This window comes from Streptomyces sp. NBC_00005, from assembly GCF_045160215.1.
Taxonomy (GTDB): domain Bacteria; phylum Actinomycetota; class Actinomycetes; order Streptomycetales; family Streptomycetaceae; genus Streptomyces.
Genome location: NZ_CP108316.1, coordinates 6,834,693 through 6,853,529 on the forward strand (window position 1 = coordinate 6,834,693; position 18,837 = coordinate 6,853,529).

At 72.7% G+C, this 18,837-nt stretch carries 13 protein-coding genes; 5 read left to right on the forward strand and 8 right to left on the reverse strand.

The features are described from left to right. Nucleotides 1-60: 60 nt before the first annotated feature. The 5 genes from OG303_RS31430 to OG303_RS31450 all read left to right on the forward strand — a co-directional run bounded on the left by OG303_RS31430 (nucleotide 61) and on the right by OG303_RS31450 (nucleotide 9,225). Entirely contained in the window at nucleotides 61-3,174 is a 3,114-nt protein-coding gene (locus tag OG303_RS31430) for an alpha/beta fold hydrolase (RefSeq protein WP_405872595.1), read from the forward strand. Further along, nucleotides 3,171-4,043 (forward strand): ABC transporter permease, encoded by an 873-nt coding sequence (locus OG303_RS31435; RefSeq protein WP_405872596.1) that lies wholly within the window; start codon nucleotides 3,171-3,173, stop codon nucleotides 4,041-4,043. Before OG303_RS31430 ends, OG303_RS31435 begins: the two co-directional genes overlap by 4 nt. A gap of 147 nt (nucleotides 4,044-4,190) precedes the next feature. Continuing rightward, nucleotides 4,191-5,783: a von Willebrand factor type A domain-containing protein gene (locus tag OG303_RS31440; protein ID WP_405872598.1), complete on the forward strand. Its 1,593-nt coding sequence runs from the start codon at nucleotides 4,191-4,193 to the stop codon at nucleotides 5,781-5,783. Between the two features lie 88 nt (nucleotides 5,784-5,871). Next, nucleotides 5,872-7,794, forward strand: coding sequence for an AMP-dependent synthetase/ligase (locus tag OG303_RS31445; RefSeq protein ID WP_405872599.1), 1,923 nt, complete (start codon nucleotides 5,872-5,874; stop codon nucleotides 7,792-7,794). Nucleotides 7,795-7,914: 120 nt separating this feature from the next. Further along, nucleotides 7,915-9,225 carry a glycoside hydrolase family 26 protein gene (locus OG303_RS31450; RefSeq protein ID WP_405872600.1) on the forward strand — a complete coding sequence of 437 codons (1,311 nt, stop codon included), beginning with the start codon at nucleotides 7,915-7,917 and terminating at the stop codon, nucleotides 9,223-9,225. A 10-nt stretch (nucleotides 9,226-9,235) separates the two neighbouring features. On the opposite strand, the gene OG303_RS31455 is transcribed toward OG303_RS31450, so the two are convergent. From OG303_RS31455 to OG303_RS31490, 8 genes are read right to left on the reverse strand one after another with little or no spacing between them, the layout of a single operon-like run. Next, nucleotides 9,236-10,345 (reverse strand): GNAT family N-acetyltransferase, encoded by a 1,110-nt coding sequence (locus OG303_RS31455; RefSeq protein WP_405872601.1) that lies wholly within the window; start codon nucleotides 10,343-10,345, stop codon nucleotides 9,236-9,238. After that, the gene (locus OG303_RS31460; RefSeq protein ID WP_405872602.1) at nucleotides 10,342-11,010 is read right to left on the reverse strand and encodes a lipopolysaccharide biosynthesis protein; all 669 of its coding nucleotides are present in this window, start codon (nucleotides 11,008-11,010) and stop codon (nucleotides 10,342-10,344) included. Before OG303_RS31460 ends, OG303_RS31455 begins: the two co-directional genes overlap by 4 nt. Beyond that, nucleotides 11,007-12,149, reverse strand: a complete 1,143-nt coding sequence (locus OG303_RS31465; protein WP_405872603.1) for a glycosyltransferase — start codon at nucleotides 12,147-12,149, stop codon at nucleotides 11,007-11,009. The genes OG303_RS31460 and OG303_RS31465 overlap by 4 nt, the downstream gene beginning before the upstream one ends. After that, nucleotides 12,146-12,937 (reverse strand): polysaccharide deacetylase family protein, encoded by a 792-nt coding sequence (locus OG303_RS31470; protein WP_405872604.1) that lies wholly within the window; start codon nucleotides 12,935-12,937, stop codon nucleotides 12,146-12,148. Before OG303_RS31470 ends, OG303_RS31465 begins: the two co-directional genes overlap by 4 nt. After that, nucleotides 12,927-14,618 (reverse strand): lipid II flippase MurJ, encoded by a 1,692-nt coding sequence (locus OG303_RS31475; RefSeq protein ID WP_405872606.1) that lies wholly within the window; start codon nucleotides 14,616-14,618, stop codon nucleotides 12,927-12,929. Before OG303_RS31475 ends, OG303_RS31470 begins: the two co-directional genes overlap by 11 nt. Continuing rightward, entirely contained in the window at nucleotides 14,615-15,943 is a 1,329-nt protein-coding gene (locus OG303_RS31480) for an O-antigen ligase family protein (RefSeq protein ID WP_405872607.1), read from the reverse strand. Before OG303_RS31480 ends, OG303_RS31475 begins: the two co-directional genes overlap by 4 nt. Before the next feature lie 6 nt (nucleotides 15,944-15,949). Continuing rightward, nucleotides 15,950-17,410: an exopolysaccharide biosynthesis polyprenyl glycosylphosphotransferase gene (locus OG303_RS31485; RefSeq protein ID WP_405872609.1), complete on the reverse strand. Its 1,461-nt coding sequence runs from the start codon at nucleotides 17,408-17,410 to the stop codon at nucleotides 15,950-15,952. A 20-nt stretch (nucleotides 17,411-17,430) separates the two neighbouring features. Further along, complete coding sequence (locus tag OG303_RS31490) at nucleotides 17,431-18,591, reverse strand: glycosyltransferase (protein ID WP_405872610.1); 1,161 nt, start codon at nucleotides 18,589-18,591, stop codon at nucleotides 17,431-17,433. Nucleotides 18,592-18,837: the final 246 nt, after the last annotated feature.

Here is an 18,837-nt window from a genome sequence, read left to right on the forward strand (position 1 = left end):
GGCCCCCGGTTCACCCCAAGGTCTGCCCCAACTGTCGGAGACGCCCCGTACCGTTGAGTCATGGATCTTCGACTGCCCCGCTTGCGAGGGCTGCTGCGGAGGCCCCGACGGCTGCTCGCCGCCGGGGCCGCCGTCGTCGTGCTCGCAGGCGCGGGGACGTGGACGGCCGTGGCCTCGGACGAGAAGGCCCCGGTGCACCGAAGCGACCGGGTCATGGCGATGGACGGCGTACGGATCGACACGTCGTACTTCACGTCCGGCCCGTCCGGCCGACGCCCCGCCGTACTCCTGGCCCACGGCTTCGGCGGCAGCAAGGACGACGTCCGGCAGCAGGCGGAGGGCCTGGCCAGAGACGGGTACGCGGTGCTGACCTGGTCCGCGCGCGGCTTCGGCAGGTCCACCGGCAAGATCGGACTGAACGACCCGAAGGACGAGGTCGCCGACGTCTCCAAGCTGATCGACTGGCTGGCGAAGCAGCCCCAGGTCCAGCTCGACAAGAAGGGCGACCCGCGCGTGGGCGTCGCGGGCGCCTCGTACGGCGGCGCGATCTCGATGCTGGCGGCGGGATACGACCACCGGGTGGACGCCATCGCCCCGGCGATCACGTATTGGAACCTGGCGGACGCCCTGTTCCCGGACGACGTCTTCAAGAAGCTGTGGGCCGGCATCTTCATCAACTCCGGCGGCGGCTGCGACAAGTTCCAGGCCGAGCTGTGCCGGATGTACGAGCGGGTCGCGGAGGCGGGCAAGCCGGACGCACAGGCGCGTGAGCTGCTGCAGGCCCGCTCCCCGTCCGCCGTCGCCGACCGCATCAAGGTGCCGACGCTCCTGGTGCAGGGCCAGACGGACTCCCTCTTCCCGCTCGGCCAGGCGGACGCGGCGGCGAAGGCCATCAGTGCCAACGGCGCCCCGGTCGACGTCGACTGGATCGCCGGCGGGCACGACGGCGGCGACATGGAGACCAGCCGCGTCCAGACACGCGTGCGTACGTGGTTCGACCGCTACCTCAAGGACGAGAAGGGCACGGACACGGGCCCGGCCTTCCGCATCACCCGCACCGGAGGCGTCGACTCCACGGACGGCGCGGCCCTGCTGCGGGGTGCGACCGACGCCACGTACCCCGGCCTGGAGAGCGGACGACGCTCCGTGCCCTTGAGGGGCGCGCAACAGAGCTTCGCCAACCCGGCCGGCGCCAGCCCGCCCGCCGTCTCGGCCCTGCCCGGCCTCGGCGGCTCCGGCGGACTCGCCCAGCTGTCCTCGCTCGGCGTCGGGGTGTCGCTCGACTTCCCCGGGCAGTACGCGCAGTTCGAGTCGGCGCCGATGAGCGGCGACCTGCGGATCACGGGAGCGCCGACGGTCACCGTCCACGTGAAGTCGACGAGCGACGACGCCGTGCTCTTCGGGAAGGTGTACGACGTCGGTCCCGGCCGCGGGACGCCCGTGCTGCCCTCACAGCTGGTGGCCCCCGTCCGCGTCGAGGGCGCGAAGGCGGGCAAGGACGTGACGATCACGCTCCCGGCCATCGACCACGAGATCGAGCAGGGCCACCGCCTGCGCCTGGTCCTCGCCTCCACCGACCTGGGCTACGCCTCCCCGGTCTCCCCGGCGACGTACACCGTCTCCCTGAAGGGCGACCTGAAGGTGCCTACGGCACCCGGCGTGACCACCGCGGCCGCCCCGCTGCCGTCCTGGGTGTGGTGGCTCCCGCTGGCCGGAGCGGTCATCGCACTGGCTCTCCTCCTGACGAGCCGCCGCCGCACGACCATGGCGCCGCCCCCGGCGCCCGAGCTGGCCGAAGTCCCGCTCCAGATCACGGACTTGAGCAAGCGGTACGCCAAGTCGGCGGACCGTTTCGCGGTCCGGGACCTGTCCTTCCGCGTGGAGAAGGGCCAGGTCCTGGGTCTTCTCGGGCCGAACGGCGCGGGCAAGACCACGACGCTGCGCATGCTGATGGGCCTGATCAAGCCGGACGCCGGCGAGATCCGCGTCTTCGGGCACGCGATCCGCCCCGGTGCCCCGGTCCTGTCCCGGGTCGGCGCGTTCGTGGAGGGCGCGGGCTTCCTCCCGCACCTGTCGGGCCGCGAGAACCTGGAGCTGTACTGGGCGGCGACGGGGCGCCCGGCCGAGGACGCGCACCTGGACGAGGCCCTGGCGATCGCCGGCCTGGGAGACGCGCTGGCCCGAGCCGTGCGCACCTACTCGCAGGGCATGCGCCAGCGGCTCGCCATCGCCCAGGCCATGCTCGGCCTCCCGGACCTCCTCATCCTCGACGAACCGACCAACGGCCTCGACCCGCCCCAGATCCGCGAGATGCGCGAGGTGCTGATCCGGTACGCGGCGGCCGGCCGCACGGTGATCGTCTCCAGCCACCTCCTGGCGGAGGTCGAGCAGTCCTGCACCCACCTGGTCGTCATGGACCGCGGCCGCCTGGTCCAGGCGGGCCCGGTGGCCGAGATCATCGGCTCCGGCGACACCCTGCTGATCGGCCTGGCAGCGGACATCGCCGACCCACTGGTCGAGAAGGTGGCGACACTGCCCGGCGTGGAGTCGGCTGTACGGACGGACGGCGGCCTGCTCGTGCGGCTGACACCGACGCGCCGCGAGGCGGGGGAGCGGGCGGTTGCGGCGTCGGCAGGCGAGGCGAGCGCCGTGGCGGCGCACGCCGGGGAAGCGGCTCGATCGGCGGCTCTCGCCGGTGAGGTGGATCTGGCGGCTGTGGCAGTGCGGGCGAGTGAGGTGGATCTGTCCTCAGCTCTCGCCAACGAGTCGGATCCGGAAGCCAGGGCGGCGCACGCCAGGGACGCCGACGCATCCGCAGCTCTCGCCGGTGACCCCGATGCGGGTGCCGTCGCGACCGCGACGCGCGCGACAGGCGCCGGTGTGTCCGCCGGTACCGTCGACTCGGCGGGCGAGCGCGGTGCGCAAGCCGCGTCGCGTCCCGCAGCGGACGGCACGGTCACCGCAACCCCCACCGCATCCACATCCGCCGACGAGGCAAACGCAACAGCCCCCGAGGCTTCCCCGGCCGCAACAGCCCCCGGCACACCCCTCGCCTCCGCAGCCGCCGCCCGGCTCCTCGTCGAGCTGGTCCGCCTGGAAGTCCCGGTAGCTTCGCTCGGCCCCCACCGCCGTCTCGAAGACGCCTTCCTCACCCTGATCGGAGGTTCCGCATGAGCACGCTGGCCGAGCACACCGAGCCCCGTCAGGCCGCCTCCGGTTACCGGGCGGGCCGCACTCTGCCCGTCCGGGTCGAGCTGGTCCGGCAGTTGAAGCGGCGCCGGACGCTGATCATGGGCGGGATCCTCGCCGCCCTGCCGTTCGTGCTGCTGATCGCGTTCGCGATCGGCGGCGGCCCGGGCGGCCGCAACAACACGGTGACCTTGATGGACACGGCCACCGCGTCCGGAGCCAACTTCGCCGCCGTCAACCTCTTCGTCTCCGCGGGCTTTCTGCTGGTCATCCCCGTCGCCCTGTTCTGCGGGGACACGGTGGCGTCCGAGGCCGGCTGGTCCTCCCTGCGCTATCTGCTGGCCGCACCCGTGCCGCGGGCCCGCCTGCTGTGGTCCAAGCTGGTCGTCGGACTCGGCCTCAGCCTGGCCGCGATGATCCTGCTGCCGGTGGTGGCGCTCGCCGTGGGCACGGCCGCCTACGGCTGGGGCCCGCTCCAGATCCCCACCGGCGGCGCGCTGGACGCGGGGACGGCGGCCCAACGCCTGCTGGTGGTCGTGGCGTTCATCTTCGTGTCCCAACTGGTCACCGCGGGGCTCGCGTTCTGGCTGTCCACCAAGACCGACGCCCCTCTGGGCGCGGTCGGCGGCGCGGTCGGCCTCACCATCGTCGGCAACGTCCTGGACGCCGTGACGGCCCTCGGCCACTGGCGCGACTTCCTGCCCGCGCACTGGCAGTTCGCCTGGGCGGACGCCGTCCAGCCGCATCCCGAGTGGGCCGGCATGATCCAGGGCACGGCGATTTCCATAACGTACGCGCTTGTGCTGTTCGCCCTGGCCTTCCGCGGTTTCGCCCGCAAGGACGTGGTGTCCTAGGTCAACGGAGGGTCACCCACCGGTCTCGACCGGCCATGATCGTGGCCGTCTTGAGACTCATCCGCAACACCCCGTGCCGCACGTTTCGGTCCGTCGCGCCGTCACAGTCACAGACGTCGACGTCAACGCACCGAGGAGGCACGGAAGATGGAGCGGTACCGAACACCACGACCGGGCACGCCACACCGCCGCACCGGCCACCGCACCCGCCGGCTGCGGGGCGCTCTCCTCGCGCTCACGGCGGCGAGCGGTCTGCTGCTCACGGCCTGCAGCGCGAGCGAGTCCAGCGGCAGCAAGGCCTCGGACGGCTCGCACAGGACCGGCTTCCCCGCACCCGCCCCGCAGAACAGCGCTGCCGCGGGCGAACAGCAGGACGGCCAGGACGACCAGGGAGACACCTCCCGCGACTTCGCCCCGTCCCCCGACTACCTCTCCACCTTCGCTCTCGACGTCGACACCGCCTCCTACGGCTACGCGCGCCGCACCCTCGCCGCGGGACAGCGCCCCGACCCCTCCACCATCCGCCCCGAGGAGTTCGTCAACAGCTTCCGTCAGGACTACGAACGCCCCGACGGCAACGGCTTCACGGTCACCGTCGACGGCGCCCGCACCGACGAGAAGAACTGGTCCCTGGTCCGCGTCGGCCTCGCCACCCGCCCCACCGACCGGACCGGCGAACGCCCGCCCGCCGCCCTCACCTTCGTCATCGACATCTCGGGCTCCATGTCCGAGCCCGGCCGTCTCGACCTCGCCCAGAAGTCCCTCGACACCATGACGGACCGGCTGCGCGACGACGACTCGGTCGCCCTCGTCACCTTCAGCGACAAGGCGGAGACGGTCCTGCCGATGACCCGCCTCGGCAGCCACCGGGGCGAGATCCACGACGCGATCGACAGCCTGGAGCCGACCTTCTCCACCAACCTCGGCGCGGGCGTCGAGACCGGCTACGCCACCGCCGTCGAGGGCCGTCGCGAGCACGCCACCAACCGCGTCGTCCTCGTCTCGGACGCCCTCGCCAACGACGGCGACACCGACCCCGACTCCATCCTCGACCGCATCTCCTCCGCCCGCCGCGAGTACGGCATCACCCTCTTCGGCGTCGGAGTCGGCAGCGACTACGGCGACGCCCTCATGGAACGCCTCGCCGACAAGGGCGACGGCCACACCGTGTACGTGTCGGAGGCGGACGACGCCCGCAAGGTCTTCTGCACCCAACTCCCGCAGAACATCGACCTGACCGCCCGTGACGCCAAGGCCCAGGTCGCCTTCGATCCCGAGACGGTCGCCGAGTTCCGTCTCGTCGGCTACGACGACCGCCAGGTCGCCGACGACGACTTCCGCAACGACCACGTCGACGGTGGTGAGGTCGGCCCCGGCCACACGGTCACCGCCCTCTACGCCGTGCGCACGAAACCGGGCGCCGACGGCCACCTCGCCACCGCGACCGTCCGCTGGCTCGACCCCAACACCCGTGACCCGCACGAGAAGTCCGGCGCACTGGAGACCGGAGCCCTCGACGACTCCCTGTGGGAGGCGAGCCCCCGCTTCCAAGTCACCGCCGTGGCCGCCTACTTCGCCGACGCCCTCCGCCAGGGCGACGAGCGCTGGGCCACCCTCCCCGGCGACCCCGGACTCGGCCGACTCGAGGATCGCGCCGGCCAACTGGCCAAGAAGACCGAGGACAAGGACGTACGACAGCTCGCGGAGGCGATCGACCAGGCCCACCGCGACCTGGGCTAGCACATCAGTCCAGGTGCTGTCGGAACCATTGACCATCCCTTACTTGTGAGTAAGTTGGCCTCGCAGTCAGAGCCGACCGGGAGCCGTCATGGGCGTACGCAAGGACCTGAAACGGGCGAAGCAGCGCACTGACCTGGCGGCCCGCACCAAGGTCGAGGTCACCAGGGACCAGGACGGCGTCGTACGCGAGGCCCGCACTCCGGCCCTCGCCCCGCGCATCACGACCGGCAGCACCGCCGACCTCCCCTACGCCAACGCGGCCGAGGCCCCCGAGGCCGTGGTCCTGCGCCGCAGGCACGACGACACCTGGCAGCCGGTGACCGCGGCGGCCTTCGCCCGCGAAGTCACCGCCGTGGCCAAGGGGTTGATCGCGGCCGGCCTCGAACCGGGCGGCCGCGTCGCCGTCATGTCCCGCACCCGCTACGAGTGGACGGTCCTGGACTTCGCGATCTGGGCGGCGGGCGGCCAGACCGTCCCGATCTACGCCACGTCCTCGGCCGACCAGGTGGAGTGGATCGTCCGCGACTCGGACGCCCGCTTCGTCGTCACGGAGACCGCCGAGAACACCGCCACGGTGACGACGGGCACGGCCCGCCACGAACAGCAGCCGCGCCTGTGGCAGTTGGACGACGAAGACGCCCTGACCGGCCTCACCGCCCTCGGCCGCGACCTCCCCGACGAGGAGGTCACCAAACGCCGTACGGCCCTCACCCCCGGCACGACCGCGACCATCTGCTACACCTCCGGCACCACCGGAAAGCCGAAGGGCTGCGTCCTCACCCACGCCAACCTCCATGCCGAGGCCGCCAACACGGTCGAGCTGCTGCACCCGATCTTCAAGGAGGTCACCCGCCAGACCGCCTCGACCCTCCTCTTCCTCCCCCTCGCCCACATCCTCGGCCGCACCCTGCAGATCGCCTGCCTCATGGCCCGCATCGAGATCGGCCACTGCCCGAGCATCAAACCCGACGAACTCCGCCCGGCCCTCAAGGAGTTCCGCCCGACGTTCCTCGTCGGCGTCCCGTACCTCTTCGAGAAGATCCACGACACCGGGCGTGCGACCGCCGAGAAGATCGGCCGCGGCGCGTCCTTCGACCGCGCGGACCGCATCGGCGTCCGCTTCGGCGAGGCGTACCTGAACAAGTTCCTCGAGACGGGCAAGGGCCCCGGCCCCGCCCTCTACGCCGCCTGGGCCCTGTACGACCTGCTGGTCTACCGCCGCGTCCGCAAGGAACTCGGTGGCCGCATGCGCTACGCCATCAGCGGCGGCTCCCCCCTCGACCGCAACCTCAACCTGTTCTTCTACGCGGCCGGAATCATCGTCTACGAGGGCTACGGCCTGACCGAGACCACCGCCGCCGCCACCATCGTCCCGCCGCTGCGACCCCGCCCCGGCACCGTCGGCCCCCCGGTCCCCGGCACCGCGGTGCGCATCGCCGAGGACGGCGAGGTGCTCATCAAGGGCGGTGTCGTCTTCGGCGCGTACTGGAACAACCCGGCCGCCACGGACGCCGTGCTCCAGGACGAGTGGTTCGCCACCGGCGACCTGGGCTCCCTCGACGAGGACGGCTACCTCACCATCACCGGCCGCAAGAAGGACATCCTCGTCACCTCCGGCGGCAAGAACGTCTCCCCGGCCGTCCTGGAGGACCGCCTGCGCAGCCGCCCGCCGATCGGCCAGTGCATCGTCGTGGGCGACAACCGCCCCTTCGTCGCCGCGCTGATCACCCTCGACCCCGAGGCCGTCGCCCACTGGCTGACGGTCCGTAAGCTGCCCGCCCGGACCCCGATGTCCGAGGTCGTGGGGGACCCGCGGATGCGCGCCGACGTCCAGAAGGCCGTGGACTACGCCAACGAGGCCGTCTCCCGCGCCGAGTCGATCCGTTCCTTCACTCTGGTCGACGGCGAGTTCACGGAGGACAACGGTCTGCTCACCCCGTCGTTGAAGGTGAAGAGGCATGCGGTGACGGCGGTGTACGCGGAGGAGATAGCCGGGCTGTACGGCGGCTGAAGGTCTTTTCCCGGTCACTCTTGCGGGTGAGCCGCGCCCAGCCGTCTGACTCAAGTGGGGCAATTAAGTGATATATGACTATGTGTCACTGTTGACGGAAACTGCGGCGAAGGAGGACGAGTGGCCCCCGATCGCCGCCGGTCCGCCTTCAGGCGACTGGCTCTCCTCACCGCCGCCGTGCTCTCGTCGGCCGCTCTGGCCTGGGGCCCCGTCTTCCCGGGCGACTCGGCACGGCACCCGGACCCGAAGCACCCCCCGCCCGTGGCGCCCGGCGCCCCCGGCCCCACCCCGTTGCCTCCGGCCCCCTTGCCCTCGGACGCCGCGCCGTTCCCCGCGGGAGCGGATCAGCCGCCGGCCGCGTTCGGCGCGTTCCTCGACTCCGAGCCCGAGGGGCTGGAGCTCATCAACAAGTTCAGCGGCTGGCTGGGCGGCGCCGAACTGCGCGTCGGACACACGTATCTGCCGGGAGACGTGTGGAGCAACATCGAGGGCGGGAACGGCTTCCTCGACAGCTGGGCCAAGTGGCGGCAGGCCAAGGCCGACCGGATGTTCGTGCTCAACGTCCCGTTGATGGAACACAACGAGTCGGACATGTCCAACACGGCCGTCAGACGGCTGCTGCGGCGCGCCGCCGCCGGCGCGTACGACGAGCACTTCCGGGTGCTGGCGCAGCGACTGGTCGACCTCGGCGCGACGGACACGATCCTCGTGCTCGGCTGGGAGATGAACGGCACCACGTACACCCACCGCTGCGCCCCCGATCCGGACAACTGGAAGGAGTACTGGAGGCGCATCGTCACCGTCATGCGCTCGGTTCCGGGCCAGAAGTTCAAGTTCGACTTCGCCCCGAGCCGGGGCGCCGACGCGATTCCGTGGCCGGAGTGCTACCCGGGCGACGACGTCGTCGACATCGTCGGCATGGACTCGTACGACCAGCCGCACGGCATCTCGTTCGACGAGCAGGTGTCGGAGCCCTACGGCCTGCAGTTCCAGGTGGACTTCGCGCGGGAGCACGGCAAGCCGATCTCGTATCCCGAGTGGGGACTGTTCCGCAACGGCGACAACCCCACGTACATGCTGCGCATGCTCGACTGGATGGACGAGCACAAGCCGCTCTACAACACGGTCACCGACTACTGCCCGCACGGCGTGTGGCAGTGCGCCACCAACCCCGAGGCCTCCGCCGTGTACCGCGCGGTGATGTCCAGGGTCCCCACGCCGGAGCCGACACCGGGGCCGACGGTCCCCCTTCCGCCCGTCCCGCCCAAGACTCCCGCCCCCGCCGTCCCGGTACCGGTGCCGGCGCCAGTGCCGACACCGGCACCGACCCCGCCGGCCACACCCGCCCGGCCACCCCAGTGCACGCCGGCGCCCGTCGCGAACGGGGCGGCACCCGTGAGTGGCGCCAAGCGCACCGGCTGCGCCCACTGACAGGGTCCCGCTACCCCTGATCCTGGACGGCGGGCTTCCTGCGCAGGACCTTCTTGGCCGAGTGCCGGGCCGCGGAGTGACCGGCGGTGGCCGCCAGCAGCGGCACCGTGGGCACGCCGGCCAGCAGGAAACGCTGGTTGTGGACCGTCTCGGGGCACCAGCGGTACTTGTACGGCTCGTCGCCGCGCAGCATGCTCAGGATCCGGCCCTCGCCGCTGGACGCGAGCTCACTCGACGCGCGCAGCAGCATCGTCGCCACGTCCAACTTGCTCTCCCGCAGCCGCGGATGGAAGCCGTACAGGTACTCGCCCGTCATCGCCCCCGACAGCAGATGCAGATTGACGGCCACCACCGCGCCCTCGAACAGGAACTCCGTCACCGCGGCCTGGCCGGACCGTGCCATCGGGACCACCGACCGGACCAGGTGCTCCAGGAACCGCGGCCGGGTGTGTTCCGGCGTGACCTTCTTGCCCTCCCACTGCAGCCGGTGCAGTTCGAGCAGCCGCCGCACCGCGGGCTCCGTCTCCTCGTGGCTCACGACACGCCACTCGACGCCGAGCCGGCCGAGCCTGTTCACCTTGTTGCGGATCCGCTGGGCGCGCGCCGTCGGCAGCCGCTTGATGAGGTCGGGCATGGGCAGGGCGGGCAGCTCCAGACACGTCGAGTCCCGCAGCCGGCAGCGCGGACCGCGCCAGTGCCGGTAGATCCGCTCCACGGCGCTGCCCGGCCGGACGTCCCGGAAGTCGATCAGAGCGGTGCGGGCCGCGCCGGCGAGGGCGTCCGCCAGTGCCAGGCTGCCCTCCTCGGCCTCACCTTCCGCGAGCAGTACGTCGCAGAAGTCGGAGATGGCGCCGCCGATCGGCATCAGCTTGGGCATCGGGCGCCGCACGCGCATCAGCGGTGCGGCGCCCACCAGTTCATCGCCCCGGCGGACCAGGAAGAGCCTGAGCCCGTCGGGTGTGCCGTACGACAGCCACCAGGAGTGCAGCCAGGCATGGCTCTGGAACGGTGTCGCCGACGGGCAGGACCCGTGCAGCTTTCCCCACTCCTCGGCCAGTGCGGCGAACGTGCGCTCGTCGGTGCACAGTTCCACCGACAGCGCGCGGCCGGACGCGGTCATCCGAGCATCCCGTGGGCGTCCGCGGCGTGGGTCGGACCGGGCACCGTCGCCTGGGCCACGCCCGCGTCCGCCGACCGCCGCGGCCGGACCAGCAGCGCGAGACCGCCCAGCAGACCTCCGGCGCCCGCACCCACGAGCAGGGTCAGCTTCCAGGACGGGGACGACGGTTCGGTGGGCCGCAGGGCACGGGAGAGGCGCTCGAGCCGGATGCCGGTGGTGGTCTTGGTGTGGCCCGCCTGCGTGACCAGCGCGCCGGACACGGCATTGGCGATGTCGGCGGCCTGGCCGGGGCTCGACGAGGTCGCCGACACCGAGACCATCGGCGCGTCCGGCGAGGTCGCGACCTGCACGCTCTCGCGCAGCGTCGCCGCCGGCACACCGGCCGTCACCTGCGCGTCCCCGAGCACCGCGAGCTGCGGGGCCACCCGGCCGTAGGCCTGCGCGAAGCCGAGCGCGTCGGCGCAGTCGACGTCGGACCGGCCGGCCGCGACGGCGACGACGGAGCTCGTCGCCGTGTACTGCGGCGGCTTCGCCACTCCGTACGCGCCGCCGGCCATGGCACCGAGCAGCGCGCCGGCAGGCAGCAGCCACCAGGAGGGCAGCCGCTTCACACCTGGGCGCGTACGGTGCGACAGCCGGGGCGGCTGAGCGGGGTTGTCGGTCATGGAGAACTCACTTCCAGGGTCGAGCCGGACAGAGCGGCCGTGTACACATCCATCAACTGTCGGGCGCTGCACGCGATGTCGTAGCGGTGCACGGCGTCCGGGGCGGTGCGCTCGCCCGGTCCCGCCGCCCGCAGCCGCAGCAGTTCCCGCGCATACGCGCCGGCGCCGCCGGTGACGCGCACAGCGCCGGGTGCCGCGTCCGGGGGCAGGTCCTCGACGGCGGGGCAGCTCGCGTACAGCACGGGAAGCCCGGCCGCCAGCGCCTCCACCACGGCCAGGCCGAAGGCCTCCTCCGCGGACGGCGAGGCGAGCACGTCCATCGCGGACAGCAGGTCGGCCAGGCCGGGCGCCTCGTCGTGGGGGTCCGGCAGATACGGCCGCTCGCCCGTCAGCACCACCCGGTCCGCGATCCCGAGCCGCCGGGCGGTGTGCCGCAGCGCCTGCTCCTCGGGCCCGCCGCCGACCAGCAACAGCCGTACGTCACCGGGCAGTCGGGACAGCGCACGCAGGAGCAGGTCGAAGCGCTTGCCCGGGGCGAGGCGCCCCACACCGCCGACGACGTACGCGTCCTCCGGCAGCCCGTAGAACATCCGGGCCTCCTTGCGGCCCACCTCGTCGAAGCGGAACAGGGGCGCGTCGATGCCGTTCGGGATGACATGGATGCGCGGCCCGGGCACGCCCCACTGACGCAGCCGCTCGGCCACCGCCGGTGAGACGGCGACCGTGGCACGGCCCATGCGCTCACCGGCCAGGTACAGCGCGCGCACGCCCGCGGTCAGCGGCCGGCCCTCCAGCCGGGTGTCGCCGATCGAGTGCTCGGTGGCCACGACGGCCCGAACTCCCGCCAGGCGCGCCGCCATCCGGCCGTAGAGACAGGCCCGGTACAGGTGCGTGTGGACGAGGTCGTAGCCGCCGGCGCGGATCAGCCGGGTCAGGCGGGGCAGTGCGCCGAGGTCGCGGTTGCCGCCCATCCCGAGGTGGGCGACGCGGACACCGTCGGCGGCCAGACCCGCGGCCACCGGGCCGGGGTTGGTCAGGGCCACGACGTCGCACTGCGCGGGAAGGTGACGCAGCAACAGGCGCAGCTGCTGTTCCGCCCCGCCGACGCCCAGGCCGGTGATGACGTGCAGGACCCTCACTCGGCCCCCACCGCGCGGCCGTAGACCCGGGCCAGGCGTCGCTTCAGCTCCAGACGCGCCGAGGTGTCGGTCTGCCCCACGTGGATGCGGGGCAGCGCGAAGTCGCCGCAGCCGTCCGGGCCGGGGGAGATCGAGCAGGCGTAGCGGTAACCGGCCCGGCGCACCGCGGCGGCGACGCGCTCGTCGATGTATCCGTACGGGTAGCAGAAGCCCTCGACATCACTGCCGGTGATCCCGGCGAGCCGGTGACGGCTGTCGTTGACCTCGGCGTGCAGCACCTCGTCCGTGACCTTGGTCAGATCGAGGTGGGTCAGGCCGTGCGAGGCGACCTCCATGCCCCCGGCCAGGACCCGGCGGATGCCGTCCACGTCGAGCAGCGGCTTGCGCGGTCCGAGCGGCTCCCACGCGTTCTCGCCGTCGAGCCGCCCGGGCAGCACGAACACGGTCGCGGTGAACCCCCAGCGGTACAGCACGGGCAGCGCGGTGCTCGCGAAGTCGGCGTACCCGTCGTCGAAGGTGAGCCCCACCAGGCCGCGCTCGGTGCCACGGGCGCGCGCCGCGAGCAGCTCCCGCATGCTCACCCCGCGCAGACCGCGGGCGGACATCCAGGCGAGCTGGCGGTCGAGGCGCGCGGGGGTGACGGTGACGTTGTACGGGTCGTCCGGGCAGTCCGAGACGGAGTGATACATGGCCACCCAGGCCGCGGGGCCCCGCTTGGAGCGCCTGCTCACGGGCGGTCTGGGATCGAATTCGGCCGTACGCGATGCAGCGGATACGTCAGCGACCATGGCCCAGCTTTCGTGTGACGGAGTGACGGAGGAACTGCGCGACAGAAAGCAGGAGGGACCGGGCGTCCGCCGCGTCGAGGAGCCAGGCCAGCAGGAGGAAGACGGCGGTCACGCAGGTGCAGCAGGCGGCGACGGACGCCGCGGGCGAGACGAACAGCCCGGCACAGACCAGGCCCGCTGCGGTGGCGCACACGGCCGCGCACACCGGTCGGGCCAGTTCGGCGACGACGCGGCGGACGCGCACCGGCACGCTGTGCGTCCCCAGGCCGTACAGCAGGAGCAGCGCGGTGAGGGTGATGCCGGTCGCGTTGGCCGCGGCGATGCCGCACGCACCCCACCGTCCGACGGCACAGGCACTGATCGCGACGGTGGCGAGCGCGCCCACGCCCATCGCGCCCAGCGGGAACCAGGTGGTGCGGCCGGCCGCGAAGTACGACCGCACGAGTGCCCCCACCAGCGTCTGCCCGAGCAGCCCGGCCGCGTACACGCGCATCACGGCGGCGGTCGCGGCGGTGTCCTGCGCGGTGAACGCCCCGCGCTGGAAGAGGAGTTGGACGATCTGCGGCGCGCAGGCCACGACCACCGCGGCGCCCAGCAGGACGAGACCGGCCATCAGCAGCACGTCCCGCTCGACCCGGTCCCGGGCCCGCCGGGTGTCGCCCTCGGCGATGGCCTGCGCCACCACCGGGAAGGTGACGACGCACACCATCATGGACAGCGACATCGGCAACTGGGCGACCTTCTGGGCGTAGTTGAGGTGCGAGATGGCGCCGGCGGGCAGCGTGGAGGCGAAGTAGCGCTCGATGAGGACCTGCGACTGCCGGCACAGTGCGAAGAGCAGCACCGCGCAGACGAGGCCGGGCGCGAGCGGCCGGCCGCCGTCCCCGTCGTACGTGAAGGAGGGCCGCCCGGGCCGCCGGGCGATCCGCCGGCCCAGGGACGGTGTCTGTACGGCGACCATGAGGCACCCGCCGAGGGCCACACCGAGAGCGGCGGACCGCACGCCCCAGTGCGCACCGAGGACGAACATCGTGCCGATGATCGCGACGTTGTAAGCGATGTAGATCGCGCCGGGGGCGAGATACGAACGGTGGGCCCGCAGCGCCGCGCTGCAGTACCCGGCCAGCCCGAAGCTCAGCACGCAGGTCGCGGTCAGCCGGGTGCAGGAGACGGCGAGGGACGGGTCGGACAGACCGGGCGCGAGGGAGGAGACCAGCAGCGGGGCCCCGGCCACGACCGCCGCGGCCGTCGCCGCGAAGGCGAGGCACAGCCGCGGCAGCGAGGCGGCGATCAGGGCGTGCACGGGATCGGGGGTGCTGTGACCGCGCGCCCGCAGCGCCAGTGCCGCGCTGAACGCGGGCACCAGCACGAACGCCATGCCGTCCTCGATCAGCAGGGTCGCCGCCAGTTCGGGCACGGTCCAGGCCACCAGGAACGCGTCGGTCTCCGCGCCGGCGCCGAAGAGGTGCGCGAGCGCCTGGTCCCGTCCGAGGCCGAGGACGGCCCCGGCCATGGACAGCGCGGCGGACAGCAGCGTCGCCCTGGCCAGGAAGCGGCGCGAGGGAGTGTCGTGCGCCGGCCGTGCGGCGGCCGGGCCGGCGCTGCCGCCCGCCGGGAGCGGGCCGTCCGTGCCGGGCGCGTGGTCCGGGGCGCCCGCGGTCTTCGCGGGTCCCGGCCTCACCGCGCGCCCGATTCCGCGGCCGGACCCGTCGTGGCTCCGCCGGCCAGCGCCCACCAGGCGACGAGGCCGAAGCAGATCGCCGTCAGTGTGGTGGAGGGGCCGCCGATGTCGGCGTACAGGAAGTTCACGAGCTGCCACAGCAGCAGACCGCAGGCCGCGAGCGCACAGTCCCTGGCGCGGCCCGCCCGCCGCAGCCCGCGCAGCGCGCAGACCAGCAGGGCCAGCCAGCTGCCCGCCACCGTGAGCAGGCCCAGCAGTCCCTGCTCGCTGAGGAGCAGCAGGTACATGTTGTGCGGGGACAGCAGCGGCTGGCGGCGGTAGCCCTGGCCCGCTCCCTCGGTGTCGCTGCCCGACGACAGCGCGAGCGAGGCATGGGCGTCCCGGTAGGCGGGAAAGGCCTTCAGACCCACGCCCGTCACCGGGTGCTCCTGCCACATGTCGGTGGCCGCCGCCCACATCGTGTACCGGTCGATGACCGACTGGTCCGGTGTGTCGGTGACCTGGGTGATGCTGGTCAGCCGCTCCTGCAGCGCCGCGGCGCCCACGCCGAGCCCGCCCACCAGCACGACCGAGGCCGCGACCGCCGCCGCGAACAACTTCACCGCCCGCCGCACCCCGGCCAGCAGCAGCTGCGCCCCGCAGGCCACGGCCGTGGCGATCCAGGCACCCCGGCTGAAGGACAGCGCGAGCGGCACGAGCAGCGCCAGCGCACATCCGGCCGCCACGGCCCGCTGCCGCCGCACCGGCGTCCCGAGGGCGAGCCCGGTCAGGGCCACCACCCCGCACGCGACCACGGTCGACATGCCCATCACGTCGGACGGCCCGAACGTACCCACCGCCCGGATGTCGGCCCCTTGATACGAGGCCCCGGTGCCGGTGAGGTACTGGTGCACCCCGACCGCCCCCTGCCACAGCGCGAGTCCGGCCAGCGACCAGAGCACCAGCCGGGCGTCGCGCCTCTCGCGCACCAGCAGCACCACCGCGAGCGGGACGAGCACGAACACCTGCAGATAGCGGCCGAGGCCCGCGATCCCGTCGCCGGGCGTCACCGCCCCCGTCGCGGCGACCGCGATGCCCACCACGGGCAGCCCGAGCACGACCGCCGCCGTCCGCGTCAGCGGGCGCCGCGCCCGCCGTACGACGTCCACGGCGGCCCAGAGCACGACCAGCCCGGAGGCAAGGTCGGCGGGCGTGGCACCGCTGTCCGGCGTGGTCGGCAGCCCCAGCAGGGCGATCACCGCCACGACGGGCAGCACGGGAGCGGCCCGGTGCAGCGCCGACAGCGACGGCACGAGTGGTACGGAGGCCGCCGAGGGAGTGCTCACCCGTGCTCAGCTCCCCGTCGGCCGTACGAACAGGATCGCGGTGCGCACCAGGATGCAGATGTCCTGCCACAGCGACCAGTTGTCGATGTAGGCGTTGTCGAAGCGGCACCGGTCCTCGATGGAGGTGTCGCCGCGCAGCCCGTGGATCTGGGAGAGCCCGGTGATCCCGGTCGGCATCCGGTGACGCTCCGGGTAGTACGGGTAGGTCTGGCTGAACTTGGCGACGAAATAAGGCCGTTCGGGCCTCGGGCCGACCAGGCTCATGTCGCCGCGGCAGACGTTCCACAGCTGCGGCAGCTCGTCCAGCGAGGTGCGGCGCAGGAACTGGCAGAAGCGGCTCATCTCCTGCTCGTTCGCCACACTCCAGCGGGTCGCCGCCTCGTGCGCGCTGGCGGGCCGGTGGGTGCGGAACTTCAGCAGGGTGAACGGCCGCCCGTGCTTGCCGATCCGCTCCTGCCGGAACACCACGCCGGGTCCGTCCATGACCCGCAGCACGACCGCGCACACCAGCAGCACCGGGCAGACCAGCAACAGCAGCGAGCCCGACAGCACCATGTCCAGCACCCGCTTGCCCACGCCGACGCGCCGCCGTCCGCCGTCCGGACTCAGCAGCCTGCGGGAGAAGCCCGCCAGATGCCCGGCCCCTTCACGCCGCCCGCCGAGGCCGTACGACGGCGAGTCGGCGTCCAGCTCCCACAGCACGCATCCGTACGTGGCGAGATCCCGCAGCAGGGCGGTCCTCTCCACCCGGGTGGCGGTTCCCACGACCAGCACCGTCGCCACACCGTTCTGGATGACCGCCCGATGCGTCTCCTGATCCGTGGTGAGCACCGGCAACTCGGGACCGTCGCCGTCCCCGGTGAGGACGTCCAGGGGGTCGGTGACCAGGCCCACCGGCCGCACTCCGCAGCCCGGTTGACGCAGCAACGCGGCCGCGACCGGCCGGGCCGCCGAGACCGGACCGACCACCAGGGCGGGACTGGGCCGACGCCGCCGCGCCCGACGTCCGTGCACCGCCGCGCGGCCCGCGAAAGCCGCCGTGCAGTGCACGGCGAACGCGCCGACCAGCACGGTCAGCGGCAGCGGCCGCAGTGGGGAGAGCGCCGCCACGGCCGCCCAGCCGACGGCGATCCGGCCACTGACGGCGGGAAGTTCGTCGAGCACGCCACGAACGAGGGAGGTGTCGTACAGGCAGGCACGCCGGTTCAGCCCCATCACGCCGAGGGCCAGCAGGGCGATGACCAAGGGGTACCTGACGGCACCGGGCACGACCAGGCCCCCCAGCAGGGCGGCGCCGCCGTCGACGAGTGGCAGGGGCACCGGGGAGATCCGCCGCGGACGGCGGCCTCTTGGCCCGGCGGGCAGTCGGCGTCCGGCTGCGGGGCCGCGCGGGGCGAGGACGGAGACAGCGCGCTCTGCCGCCCGCGGCTGCCCCGCAGGAGGGGGAACGGTACTTTCCGCAGTCATCTGGTGATGCACTTCCTGCTCTAGTTGGGTACGACGACCGGCGTGACAACGACGCCGAGCAATTCGCGGTACACGTCGATCACGGCGTCCGCCGCGTGCCGTAGATCGTGAGCGGCGAGCACGTGCCGGCGGCCCTGTGCGCCCAGCGCCGCGCGCAGCTGTTCGTCCCGCAACAGCGCCGTCAGCGCACGCGCCAGCGCGTCGGGGTCCTCGGGCGGCACCAGGCAGTACGGCAGATGCTCCGGCGGAAGGCTCTCGCGCGCCCCGTCCACGTCCGTGACGACAACTGGCCGGGCGCACGCCATGGCCTCCAGCGGGGCGAGCGCCATGCCCTCCCAGCGGGACGGCAGGACCATCACGTCGGCGGCCCGGTACCAGGGGGCGGCGTCGGATGCGGCGCCGGCGAACGTCACCGAATCGGGCGCACAGAAGCGCAGCAAGTCCGCGTCCGGACCGTCGCCGACCACCACCAACTGCGCGCCGGGGACCTGCCGTACGACCTCGGGCCAGGCCCGAAGCAGCACGTCCTGCCCCTTCTGGCGGCACAACCGGCCCACGCACACGACGAGCGGACCCGCCCCCGACCCGGCACGGTCCCCCTCCGGTTGGAACCTGAGCGTGTCGACACCGTTGGGGACCACGCGCCACAGGGCACTGATCCCGCACCGCTCGCCGGTACGCCGCTCCGCCTCGCTCACGCACACAATGCGCGTCGCCCACCGCGCCGCTAACCGCTCCCAGCCCAGCGCCAGACGGGCGACGAGCCCGTCCGCGGCCTCGAACGACCAGGCGTGCGGCTGAAAGACGGTCGGCAGGCTGCCGCGGACCGCGAGCCGGGCAGCCAGTCCCGCCTTCGCACTGTGCGCGTGCACGAGATGCGGCCGTACGTCACGCAGGATCCGCGCCAACTGCCGTACCTCGCCCCGGAGTCCAATCCCCGGTGAGCGGGTCGCGTCCCAGCGGAGCACCGAACTGCCCGTCGCACGCAGGGAGTCCGCGAGCACGCCATCCTCGGGACAGGCCACGGTCACCCGCAGCCCCGCGGCGAGTTGAGCCGCCACCAGGTCCGTGACGACCCGCGCGACACCGCCCTCGACGGGCTGGGTGACATGCAGGATGTGCGGCGCGCGTGCGGCGGACGAGGTCGCACGGCATGGGACGGGGCCCGGGGAAATACGCATGAGCGAGGCTGCCCTTCCGAACAAAAGAGTCCGAGCCGGGGCCAGGACGTGCGGCTCGTGTTCTCGATTTAGAATCCCGCACCCGTTCGAGAGCGTGATGTCCGTTGTTCAACCGGCATCGCTGGAATCACGAGGTGAGCCACTCTAGCCGCTCATCCGTAATTACCTGCGGACCGGTCAACTGTGTCGGAATGGTGGCGGTTCCATGGGCTATTTGTCGCGCCGGATCACCCTTTTGGGCCTACG

Bases quoted from the DNA above. Each gene is read 5' to 3' on its own strand.
- OG303_RS31430 (WP_405872595.1), top strand. From the start codon at position 61: ATGGATCTTCGACTGCCCCGCTTGCGAGGGCTGCTGCGGAGGCCCCGA.
- OG303_RS31435 (WP_405872596.1), top strand. From the start codon at position 3,171: ATGAGCACGCTGGCCGAGCACACCGAGCCCCGTCAGGCCGCCTCCGGT.
- OG303_RS31440 (WP_405872598.1), top strand. From the start codon at position 4,191: ATGGAGCGGTACCGAACACCACGACCGGGCACGCCACACCGCCGCACC.
- OG303_RS31445 (WP_405872599.1), top strand. From the start codon at position 5,872: ATGGGCGTACGCAAGGACCTGAAACGGGCGAAGCAGCGCACTGACCTG.
- OG303_RS31455 (WP_405872601.1), bottom strand. From the start codon at position 10,345: ATGACCGCGTCCGGCCGCGCGCTGTCGGTGGAACTGTGCACCGACGAG.
- OG303_RS31460 (WP_405872602.1), bottom strand. From the start codon at position 11,010: ATGACCGACAACCCCGCTCAGCCGCCCCGGCTGTCGCACCGTACGCGC.
- OG303_RS31470 (WP_405872604.1), bottom strand. From the start codon at position 12,937: ATGGTCGCTGACGTATCCGCTGCATCGCGTACGGCCGAATTCGATCCC.
- OG303_RS31485 (WP_405872609.1), bottom strand. From the start codon at position 17,410: ATGACTGCGGAAAGTACCGTTCCCCCTCCTGCGGGGCAGCCGCGGGCG.
- OG303_RS31490 (WP_405872610.1), bottom strand. From the start codon at position 18,591: ATGCGTATTTCCCCGGGCCCCGTCCCATGCCGTGCGACCTCGTCCGCC.